Genomic DNA, 25962 nt, shown 5'->3' with positions numbered 1-25962 from the left:
GCGGCCGCTACTTCAGGCTCGCCGCGGCGTCGTCGAGGGCCGCCTGCGGCGTCTTCGAGCCGGTCAGCGACTCCTGGATCGCGGTCCAGAGCGCCTTCGAGGTGTCCGGGTAGGCGACGCCGAGGTCGCTGGTGCGTCCCTGCGCGACCGAGATGGCCTCCACCCACGGCTGGAGCGCGGGGTCCTCGGTCGCCTGCTCGGCGGCCGCGTCGGCGTACGGCATGATGTACGACTGGCCGGCCGCCCAGGCCTTCAGGCTGTCGGGCTGGATGACGCACTGCGCGAACTCCGTGGCGAGCGTCTGCTTCGCGGCGTCGGAGGCGACCACCTCGACGAACTCGCCGCCGAGCGGGCTCGGTGCCGCTCCCCCGTCCTTCGCCGGGATCGGCACGACGCCGTAGTCGATGCCCGCCTCGTCGAGGGCGGAGAGCTGCCAGGTGCCGTTGACCATCATCCCGAGCTTGCCCGCGAGGAACTGGTCGCGGACGTCCTGCTGGTTGGCGTTGACGTTCGCCTGCGAGGCCGAGCCGCTCTTCACCAGGTCGGTCCAGAGTGCGAGCGCCGAGACGGCGTCGTCGGAGGAGATGTCCTCGAGGGTCGCACCGGAGCCCCAGAAGAAGGGCAGGAACTGGAAGGTGCCCTCCTCGGTGCCGATCGCGGAGAAGCCGATCCCGGTGACGTCGCCCGCGGTGAGGGCCTTCGCGGCGGTGGTCAGCTCGTCCCAGGTCGTCGGCGGAGTGACGCCTGCTGCCTCGAAGAGCGCCTTGTTGTAGAAGAGCGCGAGGGTGTTCGAGCCGATCGACGAGCCGTAGGTCTTCCCGTCCAGCTGGCCGGCGGCGAGCACGTTCGGGAGGACGTCGCTGGTGTCGAGCCCGGAGGCGGCGTTGTCGACGAGCAGGCCGGTGTCGGCGAACTTCGCGACGTTGGGGTTGTCGAGGACGACCAGGTTCGGCGTGGTCTTCGACGCGGCCGACTGCAGGAGCTTGGTGGTGAGGTCGGGGTCGGAGGTGCGCTCGAGGGTGATCCCGGTCGAGGCCTCGCAGCCGGCCAGGAGCTGGCCGTAGGGGGAGGACGCGTCGTACTGGGTGAAGCTGTCCCAGAGGGTGAGCGACTTCGACGAGTCGTCGCCCGCTCCCTGTGCGCTGCACGCGCTGAGGGCGACTCCGGCGATGAGGACGAGGGAGGCGGCGCCTGCGGCCCGTCGGATGCTGTTCTTCACGGTATTCCTCTCTGAATACGGTCGGGACGAGCGGAGCGCTCGCGCCGGGAAGACCCTCCGGGGGCGCCCGCTGAGGCGGTCCGTCCGGAAGTCGTGGCGAGCCTAACCGAGTCGGAGAACCGGTTCAATAGATTTTGGAGAACCGGTTCACCGATCGCCCGGGGAACGCTCCGGACGACCCGGCGACGTCAGCCGCGCGCCCGCCGCCACGAGGGGACGACGCCCCGGCTGGTGCCCGGCGAGAAGGGCGCGGTGGTGCCGAGGTCCACGACCACCGCGGGCAGCAGCTCCGTCACTCCCGGAGTCGCGGTGCCGGCGAGCTCGTCGAGCACCAGGTCGACCGCCCGCGAGACCATCTCGTCGCCGGGCAGGTCCACCACGGTGACCGGCTGGTCGGCGTGCCGCATCACCGCCTCCGGAGCGATGGTCATGATCGAGCAGTCCTCCGGGACGCGCAGGCCCAGGCCGCTGAGGCGCTGCAGGAACGGCTCGAGCACGCCCGGCCCGTGCGTGACCACGGCGCTCAGGCCGGGGAGCTGCTCCTGCGCCTGCTCGAACCAGTCGTCGACGTCGTCGGTGCTGGGGATGACGGCTCCCCGCACGCCGCGCAGGCGGCACTGGTCGAGGAAGCCTTCGCGGAACCGCAGGGCGAAGGCGTAGCCGCTCTCGTAGGCGTCGGGGCCCATCCCGAGGACCGCGATCTCGACGTGCCCGAGGTCGGCGAGGTGGTCGACGGCGACCCGCGCCGCGCCGTCGAAGTCGAGGTCGATCGCGCTGAACGGGCTGCCCTCGCCCGGGTAGCCGACCAGCGCGGTCGGCAGGCCGATGCTCGCGAGGACCGGCAGCCGGGGGTCGTCCCGGCGGATGTCCATCACGACGAGCGCATCGGCGAGGACGTCGCGCGCCAGCTCCCCCTCGCCCGTGCCCATCATCAGCAGGTCGAAGCCGCGGGCGCGGGCCGCGTACATCGCCGCCCGCACGAAGCGCATGAAGACGTCGACGTCGGTCTGCCGCGACTCCGGATCGACGGAGGCGAAGAAGCCGAGGATGTTCGTGCGCCGCAGCGCCAGGGCCCGCGCCATCGGGTCGGGCCGGTAGCCGAGCCGCTCGACGCTCGCGAGCACGCGCAGGCGGGTCGCCTCCGGGAGCTTCTTGTTGCCGGAGAGCACGTAGGACACCGTGCTGCGGGCCACCCCCGCATCGGCCGCGACGTCGCGAATGGTCACCATGGGCTCAGCGTAGTGAGGGCCCGGCGACGGGAGGGCCCGCCGGCGACCCCCTCGACCGGTGGGCAGCAGCGTGCATACCCGGGTGGTCCGGCCGTCCCGCCGTGGGTGGAGAGCCGTCCGCCGCGAGCCGCGCGACGGCGCCGACGGACGCAGGCCGCGGACGAGCAGTCGGTCACGGTTGCGCGTGTATCGACGGGCACGTACGGTCGTCGGGTACCTCGTCGCGAGCCGCGACGTCGGTGCGGCCGCCACACCGGCCGATCCAGCGGCTCGCGGTCACGGGGGCCCACCGCACGGAAGACGGACTCTTGCGCCCCAGCACCGGTACTGCGTCCACGACGCAGCAGCTGCTCTCGCACTGACGTCCCCCGTGCCCGCCCCTCAGGGGCGAGCCGCTGCTCCCTCGGAGCCCGGTGGTCGTCGTGCGCCGACACCGACCACTGGAGCACCGTGCCCTCCACTTCCCGCACCACCCCGCCCGCCGTCGTCCTCCACGACTGCACGTTCGCCTGGCCCGACGGCTCCGTCGTCCTCGACCGCGTCACCGTTGCGTTCGGACGCGGGCGCACCGGTCTCGTCGGCGCGAACGGCGCCGGCAAGTCGACCCTCGTCCGCCTCGTCACCGGCGGCCTCTCCCCCACCGCCGGGAGCGTCTCGACGACGGGACCCGTCGACCTGCTGCCCCAGCGCCTCCGGCGAGGGCCTGACGACACCGTCGCCGATCTCCTCGGGATCCGGCATCGCCTGGACGCTCTGCACGCGATCCTCCGCGGCGACGCGGATCCGAGGCACTTCGAGGTGCTCGCGGACGACTGGGACCTCGAGGCCCGGGCGCTCGCCGCACTCGGCGACGCCGGTCTCGACCTGGAGGAGGCGGACCTGCTGCGGCCGGTCGCGACCCTCTCCGGAGGGCAGGCCGTCCTCACGGCCGTGACCGGCGTCCGGCTGCGCGGCCGGCCGATCGCCGTGCTCGACGAGCCGACGAACGACCTCGACCGGCGCTCCCGAGGGCTTCTGCTCGACCTGGTCGACCGGTGGCGCGGGACGCTCGTGCTCGTCAGCCACGACCGGGAGCTGCTCGAGCACGTCGACGAGATCGCGGAGCTGCGCGACGGGGCGGTCCGCACCTCGGGCGGGACGTTCTCGGCGTTCGAGGAGCGGCTCGCCCTCGAGCAGGCGGCCGCGGAGCGCGATCTGCGCGACGCCGACCGGCTTCTCCGCGCCGAGCGGCGGCAGCGCATCGAGGCCGAGACGACCATCGCCCGCCGGGCGCGGGCGGGGGCGCGATCGGCGGAGTCGATGCCCGCGATCCTCGCGAACGCGCGGAGAGGACGAGCCGAGGCGACCGCGGGACGGCTGCGCTCCGGGCACGGGGCCGCGGAGGCGCGGGCGCGCGAGCAGGTCGACGCAGCGTCGCGAGCAGTCCGGGACGACGACCGGGTCCGCCTCGACCTGCCGGACCCCGGGGTCGCGGCCGGGCGCCGTCTGGCGGAGGTGACGGTGCGCGGCCGGACGACGGTGCTCCAGGGGCCGGAGCGGATCGCCGTGGTCGGCGCGAACGGGACGGGGAAGACGACCCTGCTCGAGCACCTCGTCGGGGCGCCGGGTGCGCGGGAGCATCCGCTCGCCGGCACCACGGCCCGAGCGCTGACGGAGCGGGTCGGCTGGCTCCCCCAGCGCCGCGAGGGACTCCTCGACGAGGAGGCCACCGTGCGGGAGCACGTCTCCCGGGCCGCGCCGGATCGTCCGGCGGTCGAGCTGCGGAACGCCCTCGCGCGGCTCCTGGTGCGCGGCGACGTGGTCGATCGGAGGATCGCGTCGCTCTCGGGCGGCGAGCGGTTCCGCGTCGCGCTCGCCGGGCTCGTGCTGGCGCAGCCCGCTCCGCAGCTGCTCGTGCTGGACGAGCCGACGAACGACCTCGATCTCGCCACGACCGACCACCTCGTCGACGTTCTCGCCGCCTGGCGGGGCGGCCTGGTCGTCGTCAGCCACGACGAGGCGTTCCTCGACCGGCTCGGACTCCACTCCCGAGTGGTGCTCGACGCGGAGTGACGGCTGGTCCCCCGGCTCCCGGCGGTTCTGGCCTCGACCGGGCCCCTGCCGCCGGGGAGACTGGCCGGGCCCCTCCCGCCCCCAGCGAACGGACCGACGTGCTCACCGGACTCAGCGCCTTCCCCCTCACACCGCTCCGCGACGACAGCATCGACGAGCGGTCGTTCGCCGCTCTCGTCGAGCGGCTCGCGCGGGCGGGAGTCGACTCGATCGGCGCCCTGGGCTCGACCGGCTCGGCTCCGTACCTGGACCGCGGCGAGCGCCGGCGCGCCGCCGAGATCGCCGTCCGCAGCGCCGGCCCGGTGCCGGTCGTGGTCGGGATCGGGGCGCTGCGCACCTCGCAGGTGCTGGCGCTCGCCGAGGACGCGCAGAGCGCCGGAGCGAGCGCGGTGCTCCTGGCGCCGCTCGGCTACCAGCCGCTGACGGACGAGGACGTGCTGGGGCTCTACGAGGACGTGACGGCTCAGCTCTCGGTGCCGCTCGTCGTGTACGACAACCCCGGGACGACGCGCTTCTCCTTCTCCGACGACCTCTACGGGGCCGTCGCCCGGCTGCCGCAGGTCGCCTCCCTCAAGATCCCCGGCGTGCCGGAGGGACCGGGCGCCGCGGCGGCGCGCGTCAGCGAGATCCGGGCGCGGGTGCCGGAGGGGGTCACTGTCGGGGTCTCGGGGGACGCCGCGGGTGCGCGCGGGCTGCTCGGCGGCTGCGACGCCTGGTACTCGGTGATCGGCGGCATCTTCCCGCGGACGGCGCTGTCGATCGCCCGGGCGGCGCAGTCGGGCGATGAGGCGGCGGCGATCGCGGGATCGGCACGCCTGCAGCCCGTCTGGGACCTCTTCGCGGAGCACGGCGGCAGCTACCGCGTGGTCGCGGCGATGGCGGAGCAGCTCGGTCTCGCCGAGGCGCGCTGCCTCCCGCGTCCGGTCCGCGGGCTCGGTGCACGGGCGCGGGCCCGGGTCGCGGAGATCCTGGCGGAGCTGGGGCCGGTGCTGGAGTGATCCGCGGGCGGGTCGGCGGGAGGACGGCTCGGACGGCGTGGTCGTTCCGGACAGCCGGAGGGGCGGGCCGGGGATGTCCCCGACCCGCCCCTCCGGCGGAGCACGCGACCTCAGCAGGCCTTGGACGCGCGGTAGGTGTTACGTCCCGCCGCCACGAACAGCGCGTCGAGGACTCGGGCCTTGCCCGGCGCCACGGAGTAGCAGCTGCCGTCGAAGTCGGCGATGATGTCGGCCTTGCGCTCGACCGTGCTCGACCCGCAGTTGCGGAAGACGAGAGCGCGCTGGCGCAGGACGCCCTCGGGTCCGAGGGTGGCGCCGGTGGCCACCTCCTGGGCTCCGCACGCGTAGTTCCCGGCGCTCACGTACTGTCCGTTCGCGACCTCGGCCGCGGAGGCGGGCGTCGCGACAGCGACGACGCCGACGGAGGCGATGGCGCCCGTGAGGGCGAGGGTGGCAAGAGTTCGTCGAAGAGTCGTGGTCGTTTCTCCTTCTGCTTCTCGGTCCCTTCACGCTGGCACCGGTCCGCCGACGAGCGCGAGGAACCTGGGAGCTTTCACACCGGGGGGCCAGACCGGTGCGGGGAAGTGCTCCCGAACGGAGCGAAAGGGTCGGAACCGGTGGGGCGGGCGATCAGGAACGGGCCTCTCCTTCGCTTCCGGAGCGCCTCGATCCGCCGCCGATGCGGTCGCCGAGCCGTGGATCGTTCCGCCCCTGCGGCGTCGTCCCTCCGCCGTCTCGCGACTGGCGCGCATCGACGGGTCGTCCGGCCGGTCCTCCGGCTAGCGTTGCAGGCACACCCCCCCGCCGACCCGGACCGCTCCGCCGACCTCGTCGGTTCGCGGTCCCTGCACGAGGAGCCCCCGTGTCCCCCGACGATTCAGCAGTACCCCCCTCTCGAACTCCCGGCCTTCGGCGGCGCGCCGTCATCGGCGGCGCCCTCACGGGTGCTCTCGCTCTGGGCGCGGCGACGCTCCCGGCCGCCTCCGCCTCCGCCTCACCCGTGCCTGGCCTGCCCGGGGAGAGGACCCGCACGATCAACGTGAGGACGAAGAACCGCGGCGTGCTCTACGACGTCCTCACGGTCTCGATCGCGGGCGACCTCGCGCGGATCTTCGTGCCGCAGACGGTGAAGCCGCGGCAGGCCGCGGCGGTACCGGTGATCTGGTTCATCCACTCCGCGCAGGCCGACCACACCTCGCTGTCCAGCGTCTTCGCGTACCCGGCCGAGCTCGCCGTCGAGCGGGGCGCCATCGCGATCTGCCAGACGCTCGGCGGAACGATCTGGACCAACGACACCGCGCAGAAGCACCAGCGGAACGGCTACGCCTACCTCTCCGGCCAGTTCCCGATCGCCGCCAGCTACCTCTGGGCGATGTCGGCCGGCGGCGCGCTCGCGTGCGAGGACTACGGCGCGCGGGTCTTCCCCGGCATCAACGGCGTCTACCTGGTCAACGGCGTCTACGACCTCCGCGACACCCACGACCGCACGACGCGGGGCCGCTTCTCGATCGGCGGTGCCTTCGGCGGCAGCACCGCTCAGATCGACTCCCACAACCCGAAGCGGCTGCCCGCCTCCGCCTGGGCCGGCGCGAACATCCGCGCGGTGGTGTCCGACACGGCCCACCCGGACCCGAGCGTGCCGCCGGCACTGCACGGGCTCGCCCTCGTGAAGAAGGCGACGGCCACGGCCAGGGAGGCGACCGTCCGGACGCACGCGCTCGGCCACAACGCACCGTCGTGGGTGAACCAGGACGGCATCGATGCGATCTTCCGCTGGCACGCCGGGCTGGCCGCCGCGCCGGCGCCGTCGGCGACGCCGACCCCGACGAAGACCCCCGTCGTCCGCCCGTCCACCGCGGGCCGCTGGGACTTCGACCAGGCGGACGCTCCGTACGCGGGAGGGTCGGGGTCCCCGTTCCGACCCCGCTGAGCGGTCAGGACGCGACGGCGTCCCTCGGGATGCGCTGACCGTCACGGGCCCGCGGCGGGAGCGCTCGGCCGCAGTGAGACCGGGCCTACGTCCCCTCCGCGGAGTTCCGCGGCGCCCTCTTCCGGACAGGGCCGCTAGAGGACATTGTCAGCGGCGGGACGGCCGTGCCACGGTTCGAGGACGGCCGATGAGGGCCGTCCCGATCGAAGGCAGCACATGCGCTCCAGCACCGTCCCTCGTCCGCCCGCCGTCGAGGACGGCACGTCGCAGCCGCGGGATCCAGGAGCGGCGCGGCGGCTCCGGCGGGGTCTGCTCGGGCTGATCGCGGCCGTCGCGCTCCTCGTCGGCACCGCCGTTCCTCTCGCGGCGGTCGCCGCTCCGTCCGCCCCGGTCCTCGGGGTGGCGGCCTGGGGAAGCAGCACCGACGGGAAGACCACGGTCCCGGCCGGGGTCGAGGGCGTCCTCTCCCTCGCCGCGGGCCGGACCCACAGCCTCGCCGCGAACGGCGACGGCGGGGTCGTCGCCTGGGGCCGCGGGTCGTACGGGCAGACCAGCGTCCCCGACGGTCTCACGGGGGTCGTCGCGGTCTCCGCCGGCGACTACAGCAGCCATGCGCTGAAGAGCGACGGGACCGTCGTCTCCTGGGGCTACGACGGCGACGGGCAGGTCTCGAGGAGTGCCGCGCTGACCGGGATCGTCGCGATCTCGTCCTCCCGCGACAACAGCCTCGCGCTCGGCAACGACGGCACCGTCACGTCGTGGGGCAGCAACGGGCTGGGCGAGGGCCTGGTCCCGGCCGGCCTCGGAGGCGTCACGGCCATCGCCGCGGGCCAGCGCCACAGCCTCGCCGTGTCCGGCGGGAGGGTGATCGCCTGGGGCTGGGACCTCTACGGGCAGACCGACGTCCCCGCGGGGCTCGAGGGCGTGGTGGCCGTCGCGGCGGGAGAGACCCACAGCCTCGCGCTGAAGGAGGACGGCACCGTCGTCGCCTGGGGCGCGAGCTCCGACTCGGTCGTCGTCGACTACGGCCAGACCACGGTGCCGGAAGGCCTGTCCGGGGTCGTGGCGATCGCCGCCGCGTCCGACTACAGCCTCGCGCTGAAGGGCGACGGCACGATCGTCGGCTGGGGCCGGAGCTCGGCCGGGCAGTTGCAGTTCCCCGCCGGCCTCGCCGGCACGACGGCTCTCGCAGCCGGACCCGATCACGTGCTCGCCCGGGGCCCGCGTCCGGTCCTGACGGCGGATGCTCCTCCCGCGTCCGGGCCGCTCGGAGCGGCCGCCTCGTACACCTTCGCGGCCGACCGCCCCGCCTCGTTCGCGGTCGCCTCCGGCTCCCTCCCCGACGGCCTGTCCCTCAGCGCGTCCGGGGTCCTCTCCGGCACGCCGACGACCGCGGGCACGTCCACCTTCGCCGTCTCCGCGCGGAACCCCTTCGGCGCCACCGTCGGGGCCCCGCACACGTTCGCCGTGGCGGAGACGACGGTCGCGCCGACCCTGGCCGGCGACCCGCCCGCCGCGACGGTGGGCACCCCGTACGACTTCGACTACAGCGTGACGGGCACACCGGCGCCGACGGTCTCGCTCGTCTCCGGAACGCTCCCCGCCGGCCTGAGCCTCGATGATCGTGGCGGCCTGACCGGGACGCCGACGACCGCCGGACGCTCCACCTTCACCCTGCGGGCCTCGAGCGCTGCGGGGAGCGCGGAGACCACCAGCACCGTCGTCGTCTCCCCCGCCGCCGCTGCACCGGCGATCTCCGGCACCCCCGGGCCGGGCGTCGTCGGCACCCCCTACGACTTCGGCTACACCGTCTCCGGCTTCCCCGCGCCGTCGGTGGCCGTCTCCTCCGGTGCGCTCCCGTCCGGCCTCACCCTGACTCCGGCCGGGCGCCTGACCGGGACTCCGTCCGCGCCGGGCACCTTCACGTTCACGCTGGCGGCCCGCGCCGGCACCGCCTCCGCGGAGACCACCAGCACCGTCACCGTCTCGTCGCCGACGGTCGCGCCGACCCTCTCCGGGACGGTCGCGGCCGGCGTCGTCGGCTCGGCCTACGACTTCCGCTACGCGGTGAGCGGCACGCCCGCTCCGTCGGTCTCCCTGGTCTCCGGCGCACTGCCCGCCGGACTCACCCTCGACGCGACCGGGCGCCTCTCCGGGACGCCGACCACGGCCGGGACCACCACCTTCAGCATCCAGGCCGCGAACTCGGCGGGCACGGCTCGGGCGACGAGCACGCTGACGGTCTCGCCGAAGCAGGTCGCGACGAAGGCCGATCTGCGCGTCGACCTCTCCGGGCCGGCCTCGGCGGTGAAGGGGAGGACGCTCACCTACACCCTCATCACGACGAACGCCGGTCCGGCTGCGTCTGGGTCGGTCTTCTCGCAGGTCGTCCTGCCCGCGGGTGTGCAGTTCGTCTCGGCGACAGGCTCGTACACCAGGGTCGGGAACGTCGTGGTGTTCCACCGGGCCGGCCTGGCGGACGGGCGGACCGTGTCGGAGAAGATCACGGTGAGGGCGGCCGTCTCGGGCACGGCGACCGCGCTGGCGGCGGCGTTCTCGACGAAGACGCCCGACCCGTCCATCCGCAGCAACGCGGACACGGCGAGCACGACGATCCGCTGACCGCGGGAGCGTGACGGCGGGCGGTCCCTCGCGGGCCGCCCGCCGTTCTCGGTGCGGGAGCGTCGAGGTCCGCCGCGTCCGCGCCTCGTCTTCGACCGCTAGCCGGCCCGAGGGCGGTAGAAGCGCACGACCGGGAGGGCGGCGGTCGGAGCCTCGCGCACGACGATCTCGAGGCGCTGGATCAGGGCCGGGACGGTCGGCGTGGTCTCGAGCCGGCACTCGAGCTCTCCGTCGCGGCCCGGCAGGAGGAAGGCCGCCTGCGCCGCGGAGGCGCTCCAGAGCAGCCGCTCCACCAGCGGCCTCGCGGTCGCGTCCTCGGCGAGACCGCCGATCTCCGCGATCGCCATGGCGAGGCGGCGGGCGCGCACGTCGGCCGGCACATCGCTCAGCAGGTTGGGGCTGAACAGGGCGCCGCTGCCCGGCTCCCCCGCCCGGGTGAGGTCTCCCGCGACGATCGCGGCCTCGACGGCGGCGGCCGCGGCGAGGGTCGACGGGAGGAGGGTGATGGTGCGCGCCGGCGGAGCGGCGTCCTCGAGGGCGGCGCGGAGCAGTCCCGTCGCGGCGGCGGCGAGCTTCGCCCCGTTCGCGGTCGCGAAGACCACGGCCCCCAGGCCCGACTCCAGATGCCACCGCATGTTCGACGACCAGCCCGGCAGGCCGCCGGAGTGGTGGGCGATCCCGCCGAAGCGGACGTCGTGCTCGACGACGAGGCCGAACCCGTACGCGGAGCCGTCGAGCGTGCTCTCGACGACGCGAGGGCTCAGCGCGGGGACCGGCGTCCAGCCGCGCTGCATCTCGCGGCGGGACGCGCGGCTCAGCACCGGGTCGTCGTCCGCGCCGTCCTCGCCCTCGAACGCGGAGGAGAGCCAGCCGCTCCAGCGGGCGATGTCGCCGACCGTGCTGAACATGCTCGCGGCGCAGGCGCCCGCTCCGGTGCCGGTCACGGGGCGGGGCACCCAGGTCGCTCCGTCGTCGAAGGTGCTGAAGCCGGCCGCGAGGTCGGTGCCGTCAGGGTAGTCGCCGCTGTCGTAGCGGGTGTCGTAGCGGGTGTCGTGGAGGCCGAGCGGCTCGAGGATCGTCCGCGTCGCGAAGGACGGGAAGTCCTCCCCGGTCACGTTCTCGACGAGCACGCCGAGCAGCCAGAAGCCGATGTTCGAGTACTGGTAGACCTCACCCGGCCGCTCCGTGAAGGTCAGCCCGCGGCCGACGACCTCGAGGAACTCCTCCCGCGTCAGAGCCATGACGTCGTCGGCCCAGCCGTTGTCCTCCGGGAGACCCGAGCAGTTGCTGAGGAGCATCCTGACCGTCACGGGCAGCGGTCGGCCCGCGGAGTCGAGCGGGTCGGTGAACTCCGGCACGTGGTCGGCGACGCGGTCGTCGAGGCGGAGCAGCCCGCGGTCGCGCAGGATCAGCACCGCCGCCGCCTCGAAGCTCTTCGACATGGAGGCGATGCGGTGCACGGTCCCGGGCCCGGGAGCGGCCCCGTCGAGGCGGTGCTCGCCGCGGCCGTGGTGGACGAGGAGCCCGCTGCGGTCGAACAGGGCCCAGCTCACCGAGGGGGCCGGCGGCGCCTCCTCGTCGAACCACCGGGCCAGCCGGTCCTGGAGCGGCGGGGAGAGGAGCGTCGGCGGAGGGAGCGTCATGCCCTCATCCTCCCGCACGCGGCACAGGCCGCCGCGGTCCCGCGGGTCACCGCGGGAGGACGCCGTCGGGGCTCAGCCAGTCCGGGCGGCTCCCCTCGACCGCGTCCAGGACGTCCTCCTGCGTGCCGGTCGCCGGTCTCCGCGGCGACGATGATCCGGTCGTCGACGGGAGCGGAGGGACCCGCCGTGCATCCGGCGAGCATCCCGATCAGCAGCACTCCCCCGGCGATGCGCGCCCCCCTCGGACCCGTCCGCTCACCGTCGAGCGTCGCGGCGACGGCCGCTCCGGCGGGCTGACGGGTCCCGGCGAGACCCCGGAGCGACTGCCGTCACCTGCGAGCCGGACGAGGAACTTCTCAGGTCCTCTTGCGTGTCGCAGGCGCGGAACCTAGTTTTGTCGAACCGGTTCGAAGCACTGTTGCTCCGACCCCGGACCGACGCCCGCCGTCGTCCGGCCGGCTGTCCCCACAGAAAGTGACCAGCGTGACAACGATGTCCTCCCCGAGGCGCGGCACCCGCTCCCTCGCCCTCGCGCTGAGTGCCGCGACACTCGCCGCCCTCGCCGTCGCTCTCCCGAGCGCCGAGTCCGCCTCCGCGGCCGACACCTCCGTCCCCGCCGACGCGCTCATCCTCCAGTACGACTTCGAGCAGGGGCAGGTGTCCGGATCCACGGTCGCCGACCTCTCGTCGAAGAAGCTCGACGGCACCGTCGTCAACAGCGCGAGAGCGACGTACGTCGCGGGTCGGAAGGCCGGTACGACCGCGATCGACCTTCCCGGGGGCGCGGCGGACTCGACCTCCGCGCCGTACCTGACCGTGCCGAACGGGCTCTTCCAGGGCGTGACGCAGACCACCGTCTCCGCCTGGACGAAGTGGTCCGGCACCGGAGGCTTCCAGTGGCTGTGGTGCCTGGGCATCAGCCCCGACGCCGCGTCGGCCTTCGCTCCGTCGTTCGACGGCGGCAGCGCCCGCGCGATCATCAAGCAGCTGAAGGACGGCGGCGAGACCGGAGTCTCCAGCTCCTCGCCGCTGCAGAAGGACCAGTGGGTCAACGTCACCGCGACGATGGACGGCACGACCGTGACCCTGTACCTCAACGGTCTGCAGGTCGCGACGGCTCCCGCCTCCGTCGACCTCGCGAAGCAGCTCTACTCCGCCTCCGCCTCCAAGAGCGGCAACATCGGCCGGGCGCTCTGGAACGTGCACCCCTACTTCGACGGAGCGATCGACGACTTCCGCGTCTACAACCGGGCTCTGACCGCCGCTCAGGTCCGGGGTCTGGCGGGCGACGCCGCGCCGGCCGTCACCGGCGTTCTCTCGACGAGCGTCGCGGTCACCACCGGCATCGGCGTCGCGCCGGCCCTGCCGGGGGTCCCCGCCACCTACTCCGACGGCGTGAACCGCGACGCCCCGGTCACCTGGGAGAGCGTCCCCGCCTCCGCGTACGCGAAGCGCGGCACCTTCACCGTGAAGGGCACCGTCACCGGCCTCGGCACCGCGGTCACGGCGACCGTCACGGTGCGCGCACTCGACGAGATGACCATCGACCTCGGCGCGAGCACCGGGGAGTTCATGGGCGGCGCGTCCGGCACCCTCTACGGGGTCTACGGCGAGGGCCTCCCCTCCGACAACCTCCTCGAGGGGATCGACCTGCGCACGGTCTCGACCAAGGCGCAGGACGGGCCGCAGCATCCGGGCGCGGACGCGCTGAGCGTCGCTAAGGCCGTCGCCGACACCTCGGACGGCGACACCTACATCTACATGACGGACATCTACCGCGGCTTCCCCTACGAGTGGCCGGGCAGCACTCCCCAGGAGAAGCTGGCCGACTACCAGGCGAAGATCGCCACGCAGGTCGACCAGGTGCTCGCGCTCCCCGAGGAGTACCAGGACAACATCGTGTTCGTGCCGTTCAACGAGCCCGAGGGCAACATGTTCGGCAACGGGAAGTGGAGCTACGACGGGAAGAGCTGGCTGGAGGACCCGACCGCGTTCTTCGCGGCCTGGGACAGCACCTACGCGCTGATCCGCGACAGGATGCCCGACGCCCGCATCGCCGGACCGAACACCAGCGTCCTCTACGACCAGGTCCGCGGGTTCATGACCCACACGCTCGAGCAGGACACCGTCCCCGACGTGATGACCTGGCACGAGCTGAGCGCCCCGGGTGAGATCCGCACCAACGTCGACCGCTTCCGGGCCTGGGAGGACGAGCTGTACGCGGGCACGTCCTACGCCGGGAAGCACCTGCCGGTGAACCTCAACGAGTACGCCTTCAACTACCACACCTCCGTGCCCGGCCAGATGGTCCAGTGGATCAGCGCGCTCGAGGACAAGAAGGTCGACGGCGACATCGCCTACTGGAACATCGACGGCAACCTCTCCGACTCCGCGGTGCAGGCCAACCGCGCCAACGGCCAATGGTGGCTCCTCAACGCCTACGCCTCGATGACCGGCGACACCGTCGCGGTCACGCCGCCCAAGCCCGGCCAGAGCTACACCCTCCAGGGCGTCGCGACCCTCGACACCGCGGCCAAGCAGGCGAGAGCCCTCTTCGGAGGCGTCGGCGGCTCGCAGAAGGTCGCGTTCGAGCGCATCCCGGCCGCCACCTTCGGCTCGAAGGTCCACGTGGAGGTCAGCGAGATCCGCTGGACCGGCCAGGTCGGCGACTCGGGAGCCCCGCAGACGGTCAAGGAGTTCGACGCGTCCGTCGTGGACGGCGCCCTCTCGCTCGACTTCGGAGGATCCCTCCCCGCGCTCGACGTCGACTCCGCCTACGAGGTCGTCCTGACCCCGGGCGCCAACGCGTCGTCGCCGTCCGCCTCGCCCGTCGACTTCCGCCAGAAGTACGAGGCCGAGGACGCCCGCTACACCGGATCGCGGAACCTGAACGGACCCGAGGGCTCGCCGACCAACGTCGGCGGCTTCTACACCTCGGGCGGACGCAACGTGGGCGGGATCCGCACCGGCGGTGACCTGAAGCTCGACTTCGCGGTCACCGTCCCGAAGGACGGCGAGTACGACCTCAGCGTCTTCGCCAACTCCCTCAACACCTACGCCGCCAACGCCCAGCAGGGTCCGATCAACGCGTTCCTGAGCGTCGACGGCGCTGCGGAGCAGGAGATCCTCCTTCCGCTGGCCTACAAGTTCGTGGTCTGGGACCACGCGGACACCAAGGTGAAGCTGACCGCCGGCACCCACACGATCTCGCTCGCCGCGAAGAACCTCGCCGGCACGAAGTCGACCGTGGGCGACGCGATCGTCGACAAGATCGAGCTCTCCCTCCCCAGCGCGGCCGCCGCGACCTCGATCCACGAGGCCGAGACCGGCACGCTCGACAACGGAGCGACGGCCGACTACTCCCGCGCCGGCGTCTCCGGCTCGGGCACGGCGAAGCTCACCAGCGGCGCCTCCACCACCGTCTGGGGCTACTCCGCGAAGGACGCGCCGTCCTCCGTGACCGTGGACACACTGGGCGGCGGCACCGGCGACCTCTACGTGAACGATGTGAAGGTCGGGCCGGTGGGCGCGAGCTCGACCCGTCAGGTCTTCCTCTCGGGCGGCGTGAACAAGATCGAGGTCGTCGGCACGAGCGGCACGCTCCTCGTCGATCGGATCGTCATCGGAGCGAGCGCGAACCCGCCCGCGACGACGAGCTATGAGGCGGAGGCGGCCACGATCACCGGCCCCGCCACGGTCCGCGACCTGTCCTTCGCGTCGGGCGGCAAGGCCGTCGGGAACATCGGGGGCGGACGCGACGGCGACTCGACCCTGACCTTCGGCGACGTGAAGGCCGAGCAGGACGGGACGTACGCGCTCACGCTGCGCTACTCCAACGAGGAGCAGTCCCCCGCGACGCACTACAACCCCGACCCGCTCGCCCGCCACGCGGACATCACGGTCAACGGAGTGACGCAGCGCGTGCTCTTCCCGCACACGTTCCACCAGAACCAGCTGTGGGACCTGAGCGTGCCGGTCACGCTCAGGAAGGGCTCGAACACCATCGCGATCACCTCGAAGGAGCTCCCGGGCTTCGACGGGAAGACCTACCTCTCCGACACCTTCCCCGGCGTCCTGCTCACCTCGCAGTACGCGCCCAACATCGACAGGATCTCTGTCACGCCCTTCGTCGGGCGGACCACGGGCCTGACGGTGAGCGGCACGGCGGCCTCGCGCTGCACCGCGGGGAAGGTCACGATCACGGGGACGGCGACCAACACCAGCGCGGTCGCCGCTGACGTCACGATCGGCTCGGCCTGGGGCACGAAGACCTTCACCGGGGTCGCTCCCGGCAAGACGGTCTCAGCCGCCTTCAGCACCCGCGCTGCGAGCGTCGGAGCCGGCGCTCTCGACGTGCGGATCGCGGGGACGGTCGACGGCGCTGCGGCGAGCGGATCCACGGCACCGGCCTACGGTGCGGCGCGCTGCGGCTGATCCGTCCAGAACGCCCTGACGCGGCCGGGCACCTCGTGCGCCCGGCCGCGTCGGCGTGTCGTCGGGACCGGACGTTCCCCGACGGGGACGAGCGCGCCGTGGACGAGCAGAGCGCCGGAGCCGCAGCGTCCGGTCCTCGCTCCGGGGACGCGGCGCCCGAGTTGCGTGCGCCGCGCCGCACTGCCACTCTCGACACGGTTCGAGCGGGGGTGGAGATGGCCACGATCGGAGACGTCGCGAAAGCGGCAGGGGTCTCTCGCAGCACGGTGTCGTACGTCCTCTCCGGCAAGCGCAGCATCTCCCCCGAGACGCGCAAGCGCATCGAGGACGCGATCGCCGAGCTCGACTTCACGGTCAACGCCGGAGCACGGGCGCTCGCGACGCGCCGCACCATGGCGCTGGGCCTGCTCGTCCACTTCGACCCGGACGAGTTCGCGCCCGCGATGGTCGAGTACGTCCTCCCCATCACGGCCCGCGCCCGCGAGCTCGGCTACGACGTGCTGCTGGCCACCGAGGCCGACGGGGCGGCTGCCGTCCGCCGGCTCACGCGCTCCGGCCAGGTCGACGGACTGATCCTCCTGAGCGTCGCGGACGACGACGACCGGCTGCCCGTCCTGCGCGCCTCGCGGCGGCCCGGTGCCGCCCTCGGCGTGCCCGCGGACGCCTCCGGGGTGGACGTCTTCGACCTCGACTTCGGCGACGCGGCCCGCCTGCTGATCGAGCACCTGGGCGCCCTCGGGCATCGGAGCATCGGTCTCGTCACCCCTCCTGAGCGCGTCTTCGACCGCGGAGGGACCTACGGGCTCCGGTTCCGCGAGTCGGCTCTCGAGACCGCCGGTCGGCTCGGGATCGAGCTGGTGCTGCGCCCGGCCGCCACCGCCGCCGACGCCGTCGAGCCGATGGTCACGGCGTTCCTCGACGACAACCCCGGTCTCACGGCGCTGGTCGTCCACAGCGACCGGACCATCGCGATGCTTCCCGCGATCCTGGGCCGACGCGCTGTCGCCGTGCCCGGGCAGCTGTCCGTCGTGAGCCTGTACTCGGCCGAGTTCGCCCGCGACTTCTCGCTCCCCTACAGCTACGTCGAGACGGGTGCCGCCGAGCTCGGCGCGCACCTGGTCGACACGCTCGTCGAGCGGATCGAGCAACCGTCCCGCGGCGAGGAGCCGTCGATCCGCCTCCTGCCCGCGCGTCTCGTCGACCGCGGGAGCGCCCGCGCGGTCTGAGGACCGCTCCGGAGCCCCCGAGGCCCGGTCAGAATCGCGAGGCGACCTCGTAGAGGACCTCGTCGTCGCCCGCGTAGACGCCGTCGCGCCGCGGCCGGTGCGCGATCACGTCCGTGAAGCCGAGCTCCTCCGCCCGGCCGGCCATGTCCTCGAACCGGGCGACGCTCTCGAGGGAGTAGTCGCTCCCGGAGTCGAGCGAGAGGTGGCGCTCGACGGTGCGCGGGTCGCGCCCGGCCGCCTCGAGCGCCGCGTCGAGCCGCCGGGAGAGGGACGCGACCGCCCGCCACCACTCCTCGCTCGACACTCCCTCCGGGCCGGTGGTGACCCAGCCCTGCCCGCGATCGGCGACGAGCGCGAGGCCCTTCGGCCCGTTCGCGGCGAGGACGAACGGGACGCGGGGGCTCTGCACGGGCTCGCCCACCATGCGCGCCGAGCGGGCGGTGAACCACTCCCCCTCGAGGTCCACGCCGCTCGAGCCGGGCTCCTCGAAGCGCAGCAGCGCGTCGAGGGCCGTGACGAACTCGGTGAAGCGCTCGTGCCGCTGCCGGGGCGAGTAGTCGGGCTGCCCGAGCACGCGCGCGTCGAAGCCCGTGCCGCCCGAGCCGACCCCGAGGATCGTCCGACCGCCCGAGATCTCGTCCAGCGTCGCGATCTCCTTCGCGAACGGCACCGGGTGGCGGAAGTTCGGGGAGGCCACGAACGTGCCCAGGCGGAGCGTCTCGGTCACCATCGCAGCAGCGGTGAGGGTGGGGACGGTCGCGTGCCACGGCTGGTCGGCGAGGGAGCGCCAGGAGAGGTGGTCGTAGGTCCACGCGTGGTCGAAGCCCAGGCCCTCGGCCGACTGCCACTTCCGGCGGGCCTCGGCCCACGGGTCCTGCGGGAGGATGACGATGCCGTGTCGCATCGTCCGAGTGTACGAGCGCCGTCGGGTCAGAGCGCGGCGGGCGGCACCGGGGGCGGATCGGGCACCTCGTCCACGACCGAGCGCGGGACCATCAGGGTCGGCATCCGCACGCGCAGGCGCAGCGGTTCCCGCTCCGACGCGCCGAGCAGCTCGCGGGCGGCGCTCCGCACCTGCCGCGCCAGCGCCGGGTGCACGGCCCCCGGATCCTCGAACGCGGCGACCAGCTCGCGCAGCACTCGGGTGGTGCTCCGCGGGTCGCCGTCCTGCCTGGGCATCGGATCGGCCCCTCACTCTCGGCACGGCCGTCAGGGTCCCGGCGGTGCAGCGGATGTCTCGCGCCGACGGTAGGGCCGGGGACGGCGCCGTGGCACTGAGGTTGACAACGGGAGGACCCGGCGGATCGCGGTGCGCGGGGTGCGATCCGGGCGAGGGCGGTCCTGCTGGGGATCGACGGCCACCGCCGGGAGAACCCGCTTCCCACGATCGCGCCCGTCCGGTCGCGGCTACTCTCGGGGCGTGATCACGACGACGGAGCGGGTGGACGACTGGGTCGAGGGCTGGTGCCGGGCACGCGGCGTGCAGCGCGTCCGCGAGGACGGGGCATGGCTGGTCGATGTCGGAGCGGAGTCGCGCACGCGGGAGCGGATCCTGGTCGATCCGTCGCCCTCCGCGCTGCAGGCGGGCGCCGAGCGGATGGCCGGGCCCCAGGAGTGGCTGACGGTCATCGGCCGGGGCGACGACGCCCGCCTCGCACCCGCCGCCGGGCTGGAGCTCGTCGCGGGCGACGAGAGCCTGATGGCGGCGCTCCTCGGCCCGGGCCGCACCGCCGAGGGTGCCCTGCTCGAGGGAGCCGTGCTCGAGGGAGCCGTGCTCGAGGGAGCCGTGCTCGAGGCCGCCGACGGAGTGGCGAGCGTCCGGCTGCTGGTCGACGGAGTCGTCGCCGCTCAGGGCACCGCCGCCGTGCACGGGACGGTCGCGGTCCTGGACCGGATCGAGACCGATGCGCGGTTCCGCCGACGCGGGCTGGGACGGCGGGTCGTCGACGCCCTCACCGCCTGGGCCCGGTCCGAGGGCGCACGGAACGGTCTCCTCGTCGCCAGCACGGACGGCCGCGCCCTCTACCTCACCCTCGGCTGGGAGGTGGTCGCGCCGGTGCGCATCTGGCGCAGGGCCGCACTCCGAGATCCGGGACAGGGCTGCGCGGCCGCCGGGCGATGATCCCCCGCCGTACGGCCCTCCGGGAACGCACGTCCGCCTGAGTACGGAATTCCGCGCAGCGGATACAGGCGGCGGAGGACGGTGGAGCAGCCGTGAAGCGGACGCCCGCCGATCTGTATTCAACCGATAACACCACCCTCGAAAGAGGGACGCCCGCTATCGCTCACACGGCCTTGTCCGAGAAGCGGATCATCCGCTTCTCGGACTCGTGTCACCGCCCTCGTGTCGTCAGCCGAGAGCGCCCTTCTCGGCCGAGTAGAGCTGCTTCACCTGCTCCGCGGTCAGCGCCCGGTCCCACACCCGCAGTCGGGCGAGGGAGCCGGCGAAGCGGTTGATCATCGTGCCGTCCCGGCCGACCGCTCCGACCACGAAGTCGCCCGGAGCCGCGTTGAGGCCGTCGGGGTAGACGTAGGGGTTCTTGGCGTAGGTCGCGCCGAGCTTGTCGGTGTACACCGGGTACGCGGTGGCGGCGCCGTCGAGGTACGAGACCGCGACTGCGCCGTCGTACGTCCCGACGTGCAGCTGCCACACGCCGCGCGTGATCCGGCGGGGCTCCACCGAGTAGTCGCGCGAGTACGGGTAGCCGGGCGTCGGCCCGCCGAGCTTCGAGACGTGCATGCACACTCGCTCCCAGCCGCCGTACTCGGGGAGGTTGTTGAACAGCGCGTAGGAGCGCAGCGGCCCGACCGTCGACTCCTCCCAGACGCCCGCGATGCAGGCGCCGTCCGCGTCGGAGTTGAGCACCCACACCGCGATCGTCACCTGGCCGGTCGAGGCGCCCAGGTTGAGCGGGCCGACCTCGCCCTTGGGGACGACCAGGTGGTCCGTCGTCCCGTTGAGGGCGACTCCGGTGCCGAACGGCGTGGCGACGGCGCGGGCGGAGGAGCCCGCACCCTGCCGGAGCGCCGGAGCGCCCGCGACGGCCGAGGCGAAGGGGGCGGCGCTCTCGGCGAAGGACCACTCCGCGATCGGCGTGGGCACGGTGACCGTGGGGACCGGAGCGGCGTCGCCGACCACGAACGCGTCGAGGATCAGGTTGGTGCCGCTCGAGGAGGGATTGCGGCCGCTTCCGCGGCGGATGGTCACCGTGTGCGGCCCGGCCGCGAGCTGTCCGCTGCTCCAGACCGTCTGCTTCGACCGCGTCGCGGCGCTGTAGCGGTCGACGGACGCGACCGTGACTCCGTCGAGCTCGACGTCGTTGATGCCGGACGAGCCGGTGAGGCGGCTGATCCAGCTCACGCTGGTACCCGTGAAGGCGAGGGTGGCGGAGGCGCCCGCGGTGGTCGAGTAGGCGATGCTGCCGCCGCTGTCCGTGTTCGCCTTCAGCGTCGACCACGTGCCGGTCGTGACGATCGGGGCGGCGCCGTTCTCGTAGGTGCCCGCTCCGGGCAGGGTCGTCGCCGGCGGAGGCGTCGCGTCGCCGACCACGAAGGAGTCGAGCAGCAGATTGCTGCCGGTCGAGGCCGGATTGCGGCTGCTCCCCCGGCGGATCGTCAGCGTGTGCGGCCCGGCCGCGAGCTGTCCGCTGCTCCACACCGTCTGCTTCGAGCGGGCGGACGCGCTGTAGCGGTCGACGGAGGCGACCTTCACGCCGTCGAGCTCGACGTCGTTGATCCCGGAGGACGACGTGAGTCGGCTGATCCAGGCGATGCTCGTGCCGGTGAAGGCGAGCGTCGCGGAGGCGCCGGAGCTGGTCGAGTAGGCGATGCTCCCGCCGCTGTCCGCGGTGGCCTTCAGCGTCGTCCAGGTGCCGGTGGTGACGATCTGCGCGGCGCCGTTCTCGTAGGTGCCCGCGCCGGGCAGCGTGGACACGGGCGGCGTCTCGGGCACGGGCTCCGTCTGCGGCACGGGGCCCTCGGCGATCCAGCGCTGGAAGGTGTCGATCATCTCCTTGTTGGTGAAGCTCGGGACCTTGTGGCCGTCGGTGCCCTCCCCCGGGTGGGTGCGCAGCGTCGCCTCCTTCGCCAGGGGCAGGGCAGCGGCGTGCAGGGCGGCGCCGTGCAGGGCGAGCGGCACCATGACGTCGTCGGGAGATCCGGTGATCCTCAGCCGGGCGCCGCGCCACACCGACGCGGGCAGCCGCGCCGGGTTGGTGGCGGCGATCGCCGCCGCATCCGCGTACTCGGGGCCGATCTTGTCCGGCTCGCTCGCCGCGCGCTCCTCCATGTCGTAGGAGCTGCTGCAGAGGTACGCGCCCCGGATGTTCGGCACCATCCGCTTCCCGTAGGCCCAGGCCAGGAGCGGCCCGCCTCCGGAGTCGGAGCGCAGGAGGCTCGCGTCGATCCGCCACACCGACGAGGCCCAGGCGGCGACAGCGGCCTGGATCTCGATCGCCCGCGGGCTCGACCAGATGCTGCCGCCGTAGGTCGGGCAGATGCTGACGATGCCGCGGTCCACGGCGAGGTCGGCGGAGTAGGCGAACGCGCTCGAGAGCGCCGTGTGGGTGCCGTTGCGGGCGTGGTAGTACCAGAGCATCGATGCGCCCCTGGTCTGCGACGGAGGCGTCGCGTGCGGCACGAACAGGCGCGCCCGGTCCCCCGCGACGACGACGTCGATGATCTCGTAGCGCTTCCCGCCCGTCTTCGACGTGGCGGTGGACAGGCGCGAGACCTCGCCGGGCAGTCGGGGCACCGCGGTGAGGTCGCCGGCCGCGAGGGCCGGCGTCGCGAACGCGATCGCGCCCGCGCCGGCGACGGATCCGGCGAGGATCGTGCGGCGGGAGAGAGCGGAGAGGGCCTTGACGCCCGACCGGGAGCCGGTGCGGGAGGAGTCGGCGGAGTCGCCGACGGCAGTGTCCTGAGGAGTCACGGAAGAGAGAGCCTTTCCGATCGTCACCGTTCCGGGTACACCGATCGAAAGAGGAGGAGAAGGCGTTCAGTGAACGAGCGGCAGTGCTCGCGCTACTGATGCGGATCACCTTCTCCTCGAGAAGGAAAGGGAAGCCGGATCAGGCTAACAGAGGGGATGAGAAGGGGTTCAGTATTTCTACCCACCGCTTTATCAACCGGAGGAGAATGGGCGAGGAATCGCTTATCCAGCCGCTTATCGTCCCTTTTCCGGTGACACGACGCGCGCCGGACACCGCCGTCTGGCAGGATGCCCCCGTGTCGGAGACGGGTCGGCTGCAGCGGGGCGGCGCCCTCCCCGTGCTCCTCGTGTTCCTCCGCCTCGGGCTGACCTCGTTCGGCGGGCCGATCGCGCACCTCGGCTACTTCCGCGAGGAGTTCGTGGTGCGCCGCGGCTGGCTGACCGATCGCGCGTACGCCGACCTCGTCGCGCTGTGCCAGTTCCTCCCCGGACCCGCGTCCAGCCAGGTCGGGATGGCGGTCGGCCTGCAGCGCGCGGGGCTCGCCGGACTGGTCGCCGCGTGGTGCGGATTCACGCTCCCCTCGGCGATCGCCCTGGTCCTCGTCGCCGGTCTCGTCGCCGGTGCGGGCGATGTCGCCTCCGCCGGCTGGCTCCTGGGCCTCCAGGCGGCGGCGGCCGCGGTCGTCGCGCAGGCCGTGCTCGGGATGGCGCGCTCGCTCGCACCGGACCGCCGCCGCGCGACGATCGCCGGCGCAGCGGCTGTCGCCGTCCTCCTCGCCCCGGAGCCCGCGCTGCAGGTGGCGGTGATCGCGGCGGCGGGCCTGGCCGGCGTCCTGTGGCTGCGCGGCGAGGAGGCGGCTCCGGACGAGGGCCCGGGCTTCGCGGTCCGGATCCCGACGGCGCTCGCGGTCTCGGCCCTCGCCCTCTGGGGGCTCCTCCTGGCCGGCCTCCCCCTGCTCGCCGCGCTCACCGGCGAGGGAGCGGCGGGTCTCGCCTCCGTCTTCTACCGCGCGGGCGCTCTGGTGTTCGGGGGCGGCCACGTCGTGCTGCCTCTGCTGGAGGCGCAGACGGTCGGCGCCGGCACGGTCGGGCAGAGCGAGTTCCTGGCCGGCTACGGCGCGGCGCAGGCGGTGCCGGGCCCGCTCTTCACCTTCTCCGCGTTCCTCGGCGCGGTGGGCGCGGGGACGCCGGACGGCGTCGCGGGGGCGGCGATCGCGCTGGTCGCGATCTTCCTGCCGGGCGCTCTGCTCGTGGTCGGCGTGCTCCCGTTCTGGCAGCGGCTGCGGCACCTGCCGGTCGCGCAGAGGGCGCTGGCCGGCGTGAACGCCGGCGTGGTGGGACTGCTCGGCGGCGCCCTCTACGACCCGGTGCTGACCGAGGGCATCGGCTCGACCGGCGCTCTGGCGCTCGCGATCGGCGCCTTCGTGGCGCTGACGCGCTGGACCGTGCCCCCGTGGATCGTCGTCCTCGCCGCCGCGGGCCTCGGCGCCCTGCTCCTCTGACTCCCTCCGGGGACGACGATCCGGACCAGCCCTGGCAGTCTGGACGCATGAGGGCTCGGGGGACGACAGCGGCAGTGGCGACGACGGCAGCGGCGGGGCTCCTGCTGCTGGGCGGGTGCACCGCCGGCGGCGGGGCCGAGGCGGGCGCCACGGCGTCCGCGCCCGCCTCGCGGACGCCGAGACCCGCCGTCACCGACCTGATCACTCCGAGCCCGACCCCCTCCGCTCCGGCGACCGCCGAGCCGGTCGGCACCGTCGTCGACGCCGGGCCGGTCGGCGAGGGAGTCCCCGCCACCGTCTCGGGCACCGGCCCGGCCGACGTGTCGTTCCAGCGGCAGGGCGAGTTCGCGGTCGTCCTGAGCCTGGACTGCTCGGCCTGCACCGGCACGGCGATCGTCACCGCCGCGGGCCGGATGACGCCCTTCGGCGAGGCCGCCGCCCCGATGACGGGGTCGTTCCTGACCGGGATCTTCCGAGACGACCCCGTCGAGCAGCAGGTGATCGTCCGAGCCGACGGGCCGTGGACGCTCGGCCTGCAGAGCTGGAACGACCTCGCGACGGTGAGCGGTGCGCAGTCCGGCACCGGCCCGGCCGTCCTGTTCTTCTCCGACGACGTCCCGCGCGTGACGGTCGACTACACGCCCGCGGGTCCGGACGACTCGTTCTCCGGCCGCGTGTTCACGACCTCCGATCAGCCGCAGCTGTTCGGCGACTCCGTCGCCTTCTCCGAGGTGTTCGAGGCCGACCTGCCCGGCGTCATGGCCGTCCAGACCGAGGGGACCTGGACCGTCACGCCGACGCCCTGACCCGGGGTCGCGTCGCGCCGGCCGCGGAGTCGGGGAACGGGCGCCCCTCGGCCCAGACCCGCTGCACGCGGAGCGATGCGTCGAGCAGGACGACGTCGGCGCGGTACCCGGGGGCCAGCAGGCCGAGGTCGCCACGGCCGAGCACGCGGGCGGGAACGGCGGTGAGGGCGGCGACGGACGCCTCCAGCCCGAGCCGGCCGGGCCCGACGGCCCGCCGCAGGGCCTCCTCCTGCGTGAGCGTGGATCCGGCGAGCACAGCGGTGCCCGCGAGCCGGGCGACTCCGCCGAGCACCTCGACGTCGACCGGGCCGAGGCGGTGCGTTCCGTCGCCCGCCCCGGCCGCCGCCATCGCGTCGGTGACGAGCGCGATCCGCCCGGGAGCCGCCGCGAACGCGAGCCGCACCACCTCGACGTCCACGTGCCGGCCGTCGAGGATCAGCTCGAGCGCGACCCGCTCGTCTCCCAGGGCCACCGGGATCGGGCCCGGGGAGCGGTGGCCGATCCCGGGCATGGCGTTGAACGCGTGCGTGACCAGCCGGGCTCCGCGGTCGAACGCGGCCCGCGCCTGGTCGGCGTCCGCCTCGGTGTGGCCCACCGCGACCACCGTGCCGGCGCCGGCGAGCCGCTCCACCGCGGCGAGGGCTCCCGGCAGCTCGGGCGCGAGCGTGATCTGCGCGAGGCGTCCGCGGGCGGCGTCCAGCAGCCGGCCGACCGCGCCGGAGGAGGGGTGCACGAGAGCCGCGGGGTCGTGCGCTCCCCTGCGCGAGGGCGCAAGGAACGGGCCCTCCAGGTGCGCGCCGAGCACGAGCGGGTCGGCGGCCGCGAGAGCCGAGACCGCGTCCAGAGAGGCCTCCAGCTGCTCCAGCGGTGCCGACACCAGGCTGACCAGCGAGCGCGTGGTGCCGCGGGAGCGGTGCAGCGCGAGGCCCGCGCGGATCGTCTCCGCTCCTCCGTCGAAGCCGTGACCGCCCCCTCCGTGCACATGGAGGTCGATGAAGCCCGGGACAGCGGTGAGGCCCCGCGCGTCGTGCAGCTGCGCCCCCTCCGCCTGCGCCTGCCAGCCGGTGCCGGTGCCGGTCGCCGTGATCGCGCCGTCCCGCGCGAGGAGCCAGTGGTCCTCCACCGTCCCGGCCGCGTCGACCTTCCGTGCGCTGTGGATGATCAGCGCGGCGTGCGCCATGCGGTCGTCTCCTGGGTGTCGGTTCCGGATCGGCGGGGACTCCGCCCTCTCCCGACGATGGCACAGCCCCTGCCGGTCGCGCCGGTCCGACACCGATCACTGCGCCACCCCGGACGCATTCCGCGCCTCCGCGTCACGAACAGGGACCTCGCGTGTCTCCTGTGCATGCCTCCCCTGGACCCCCGAACCCC

Annotated in this window: 17 protein-coding genes; 9 read left to right on the top strand and 8 right to left on the bottom strand. The window is 73.7% G+C overall.

The window, feature by feature from the left end; all coding sequences use genetic code 11:
• Positions 1 to 7 precede the first annotated feature (7 nt).
• Both C5D36_RS15075 and C5D36_RS15070 read right to left on the bottom strand, forming a co-directional pair.
• Positions 8 to 1219 carry an extracellular solute-binding protein gene (locus C5D36_RS15075; RefSeq protein WP_104296166.1) on the bottom strand — a complete coding sequence of 404 codons (1212 nt, stop codon included), beginning with the start codon at positions 1217 to 1219 and terminating at the stop codon, positions 8 to 10.
• 188 nt (positions 1220 to 1407) lie between these two features.
• Positions 1408 to 2448 (bottom strand): LacI family DNA-binding transcriptional regulator, encoded by a 1041-nt coding sequence (locus tag C5D36_RS15070; RefSeq protein WP_104222050.1) that lies wholly within the window; start codon positions 2446 to 2448, stop codon positions 1408 to 1410.
• 450 nt (positions 2449 to 2898) lie between these two features.
• On the opposite strand from C5D36_RS15070, the gene C5D36_RS15065 reads away from it, so the two are divergent.
• On the top strand, positions 2899 to 4500 hold the full coding sequence (locus tag C5D36_RS15065; RefSeq protein WP_104296165.1) for an ABC-F family ATP-binding cassette domain-containing protein: 1602 nt from the start codon (positions 2899 to 2901) through the stop codon (positions 4498 to 4500).
• 98 nt (positions 4501 to 4598) lie between these two features.
• The gene (locus C5D36_RS15060) at positions 4599 to 5498 is read left to right on the top strand and encodes a dihydrodipicolinate synthase family protein (RefSeq protein ID WP_104296164.1); all 900 of its coding nucleotides are present in this window, start codon (positions 4599 to 4601) and stop codon (positions 5496 to 5498) included.
• Between the two features lie 110 nt (positions 5499 to 5608).
• Here the strand turns inward: C5D36_RS15060 and C5D36_RS15055 are convergent, their stop codons facing one another.
• Complete coding sequence (locus C5D36_RS15055) at positions 5609 to 5860, bottom strand: hypothetical protein (protein ID WP_104296163.1); 252 nt, start codon at positions 5858 to 5860, stop codon at positions 5609 to 5611.
• Positions 5861 to 6537: 677 nt separating this feature from the next.
• Here C5D36_RS15055 and C5D36_RS15050 point away from each other — a divergent pair.
• Together C5D36_RS15050 and C5D36_RS15045 are read left to right on the top strand one after the other, a co-directional pair.
• Positions 6538 to 7428: a hypothetical protein gene (locus C5D36_RS15050; protein WP_104296162.1), complete on the top strand. Its 891-nt coding sequence runs from the start codon at positions 6538 to 6540 to the stop codon at positions 7426 to 7428.
• Between the two features lie 216 nt (positions 7429 to 7644).
• Entirely contained in the window at positions 7645 to 10050 is a 2406-nt protein-coding gene (locus C5D36_RS15045; RefSeq protein ID WP_104296161.1) for a putative Ig domain-containing protein, read from the top strand.
• 98 nt (positions 10051 to 10148) lie between these two features.
• On the opposite strand, the gene C5D36_RS15040 is transcribed toward C5D36_RS15045, so the two are convergent.
• Positions 10149 to 11693, bottom strand: coding sequence for a serine hydrolase (locus C5D36_RS15040; RefSeq protein WP_104296160.1), 1545 nt, complete (start codon positions 11691 to 11693; stop codon positions 10149 to 10151).
• Positions 11694 to 12185: 492 nt separating this feature from the next.
• Between C5D36_RS15040 and C5D36_RS15035 the strand changes: the two genes are divergently transcribed.
• Positions 12186 to 16127 (top strand): LamG-like jellyroll fold domain-containing protein, encoded by a 3942-nt coding sequence (locus C5D36_RS15035; RefSeq protein WP_104296159.1) that lies wholly within the window; start codon positions 12186 to 12188, stop codon positions 16125 to 16127.
• Positions 16128 to 16342: 215 nt separating this feature from the next.
• Entirely contained in the window at positions 16343 to 17353 is a 1011-nt protein-coding gene (locus tag C5D36_RS15030) for a LacI family DNA-binding transcriptional regulator (protein ID WP_104246852.1), read from the top strand.
• Positions 17354 to 17381: 28 nt separating this feature from the next.
• Here the strand turns inward: C5D36_RS15030 and C5D36_RS15025 are convergent, their stop codons facing one another.
• Both C5D36_RS15025 and C5D36_RS15020 read right to left on the bottom strand, forming a co-directional pair.
• A complete protein-coding gene (locus C5D36_RS15025) occupies positions 17382 to 18257 on the bottom strand; it encodes an LLM class flavin-dependent oxidoreductase (protein WP_104296158.1) in 876 nt (291 codons plus the stop codon).
• 26 nt (positions 18258 to 18283) lie between these two features.
• Positions 18284 to 18532 (bottom strand): hypothetical protein, encoded by a 249-nt coding sequence (locus C5D36_RS15020; RefSeq protein ID WP_146078454.1) that lies wholly within the window; start codon positions 18530 to 18532, stop codon positions 18284 to 18286.
• A gap of 241 nt (positions 18533 to 18773) precedes the next feature.
• Between C5D36_RS15020 and C5D36_RS17055 the strand changes: the two genes are divergently transcribed.
• Positions 18774 to 19475 (top strand): GNAT family N-acetyltransferase, encoded by a 702-nt coding sequence (locus C5D36_RS17055; protein WP_219812608.1) that lies wholly within the window; start codon positions 18774 to 18776, stop codon positions 19473 to 19475.
• Positions 19476 to 19703: 228 nt separating this feature from the next.
• Here the strand turns inward: C5D36_RS17055 and C5D36_RS15010 are convergent, their stop codons facing one another.
• Positions 19704 to 22283 carry a LamG-like jellyroll fold domain-containing protein gene (locus C5D36_RS15010; RefSeq protein ID WP_104296157.1) on the bottom strand — a complete coding sequence of 860 codons (2580 nt, stop codon included), beginning with the start codon at positions 22281 to 22283 and terminating at the stop codon, positions 19704 to 19706.
• 296 nt (positions 22284 to 22579) lie between these two features.
• On the opposite strand from C5D36_RS15010, the gene chrA reads away from it, so the two are divergent.
• Together chrA and C5D36_RS15000 are read left to right on the top strand one after the other, a co-directional pair.
• A complete protein-coding gene (gene chrA / locus C5D36_RS15005; RefSeq protein ID WP_258062957.1) occupies positions 22580 to 23785 on the top strand; it encodes a chromate efflux transporter in 1206 nt (401 codons plus the stop codon).
• 74 nt (positions 23786 to 23859) lie between these two features.
• Positions 23860 to 24591, top strand: coding sequence for a hypothetical protein (locus C5D36_RS15000; protein ID WP_104296155.1), 732 nt, complete (start codon positions 23860 to 23862; stop codon positions 24589 to 24591).
• Here the strand turns inward: C5D36_RS15000 and C5D36_RS14995 are convergent.
• Complete coding sequence (locus tag C5D36_RS14995; protein WP_104296154.1) at positions 24575 to 25771, bottom strand: N-acetylglucosamine-6-phosphate deacetylase; 1197 nt, start codon at positions 25769 to 25771, stop codon at positions 24575 to 24577. The genes C5D36_RS15000 and C5D36_RS14995 overlap by 17 nt on opposite strands.
• Between the last annotated feature and the right edge of the window lie 191 nt (positions 25772 to 25962).

The sequence above is a fragment of the Rathayibacter sp. AY1C6 genome, assembly GCF_002931535.1.
GTDB lineage: Bacteria > Actinomycetota > Actinomycetes > Actinomycetales > Microbacteriaceae > Rathayibacter.
The sequence above is the reverse complement of the archived record's forward strand: the minus strand, read 5'-3'. Positions and strand labels throughout refer to the sequence as shown.

Excerpts from the sequence above, each read along its gene's own strand:
- C5D36_RS15070 (WP_104222050.1), bottom strand. The coding sequence starts at position 2,448 with ATGGTGACCATTCGCGACGTCGCGGCCGATGCGGGGGTGGCCCGCAGC.
- C5D36_RS15045 (WP_104296161.1), top strand. The coding sequence starts at position 7,645 with ATGCGCTCCAGCACCGTCCCTCGTCCGCCCGCCGTCGAGGACGGCACG.
- C5D36_RS15040 (WP_104296160.1), bottom strand. The coding sequence starts at position 11,693 with ATGACGCTCCCTCCGCCGACGCTCCTCTCCCCGCCGCTCCAGGACCGG.
- C5D36_RS15035 (WP_104296159.1), top strand. The coding sequence starts at position 12,186 with ATGTCCTCCCCGAGGCGCGGCACCCGCTCCCTCGCCCTCGCGCTGAGT.
- C5D36_RS15030 (WP_104246852.1), top strand. The coding sequence starts at position 16,343 with ATGGCCACGATCGGAGACGTCGCGAAAGCGGCAGGGGTCTCTCGCAGC.
- C5D36_RS15025 (WP_104296158.1), bottom strand. The coding sequence starts at position 18,257 with ATGCGACACGGCATCGTCATCCTCCCGCAGGACCCGTGGGCCGAGGCC.
- C5D36_RS15020 (WP_146078454.1), bottom strand. The coding sequence starts at position 18,532 with ATGCCCAGGCAGGACGGCGACCCGCGGAGCACCACCCGAGTGCTGCGC.
- C5D36_RS14995 (WP_104296154.1), bottom strand. The coding sequence starts at position 25,771 with ATGGCGCACGCCGCGCTGATCATCCACAGCGCACGGAAGGTCGACGCG.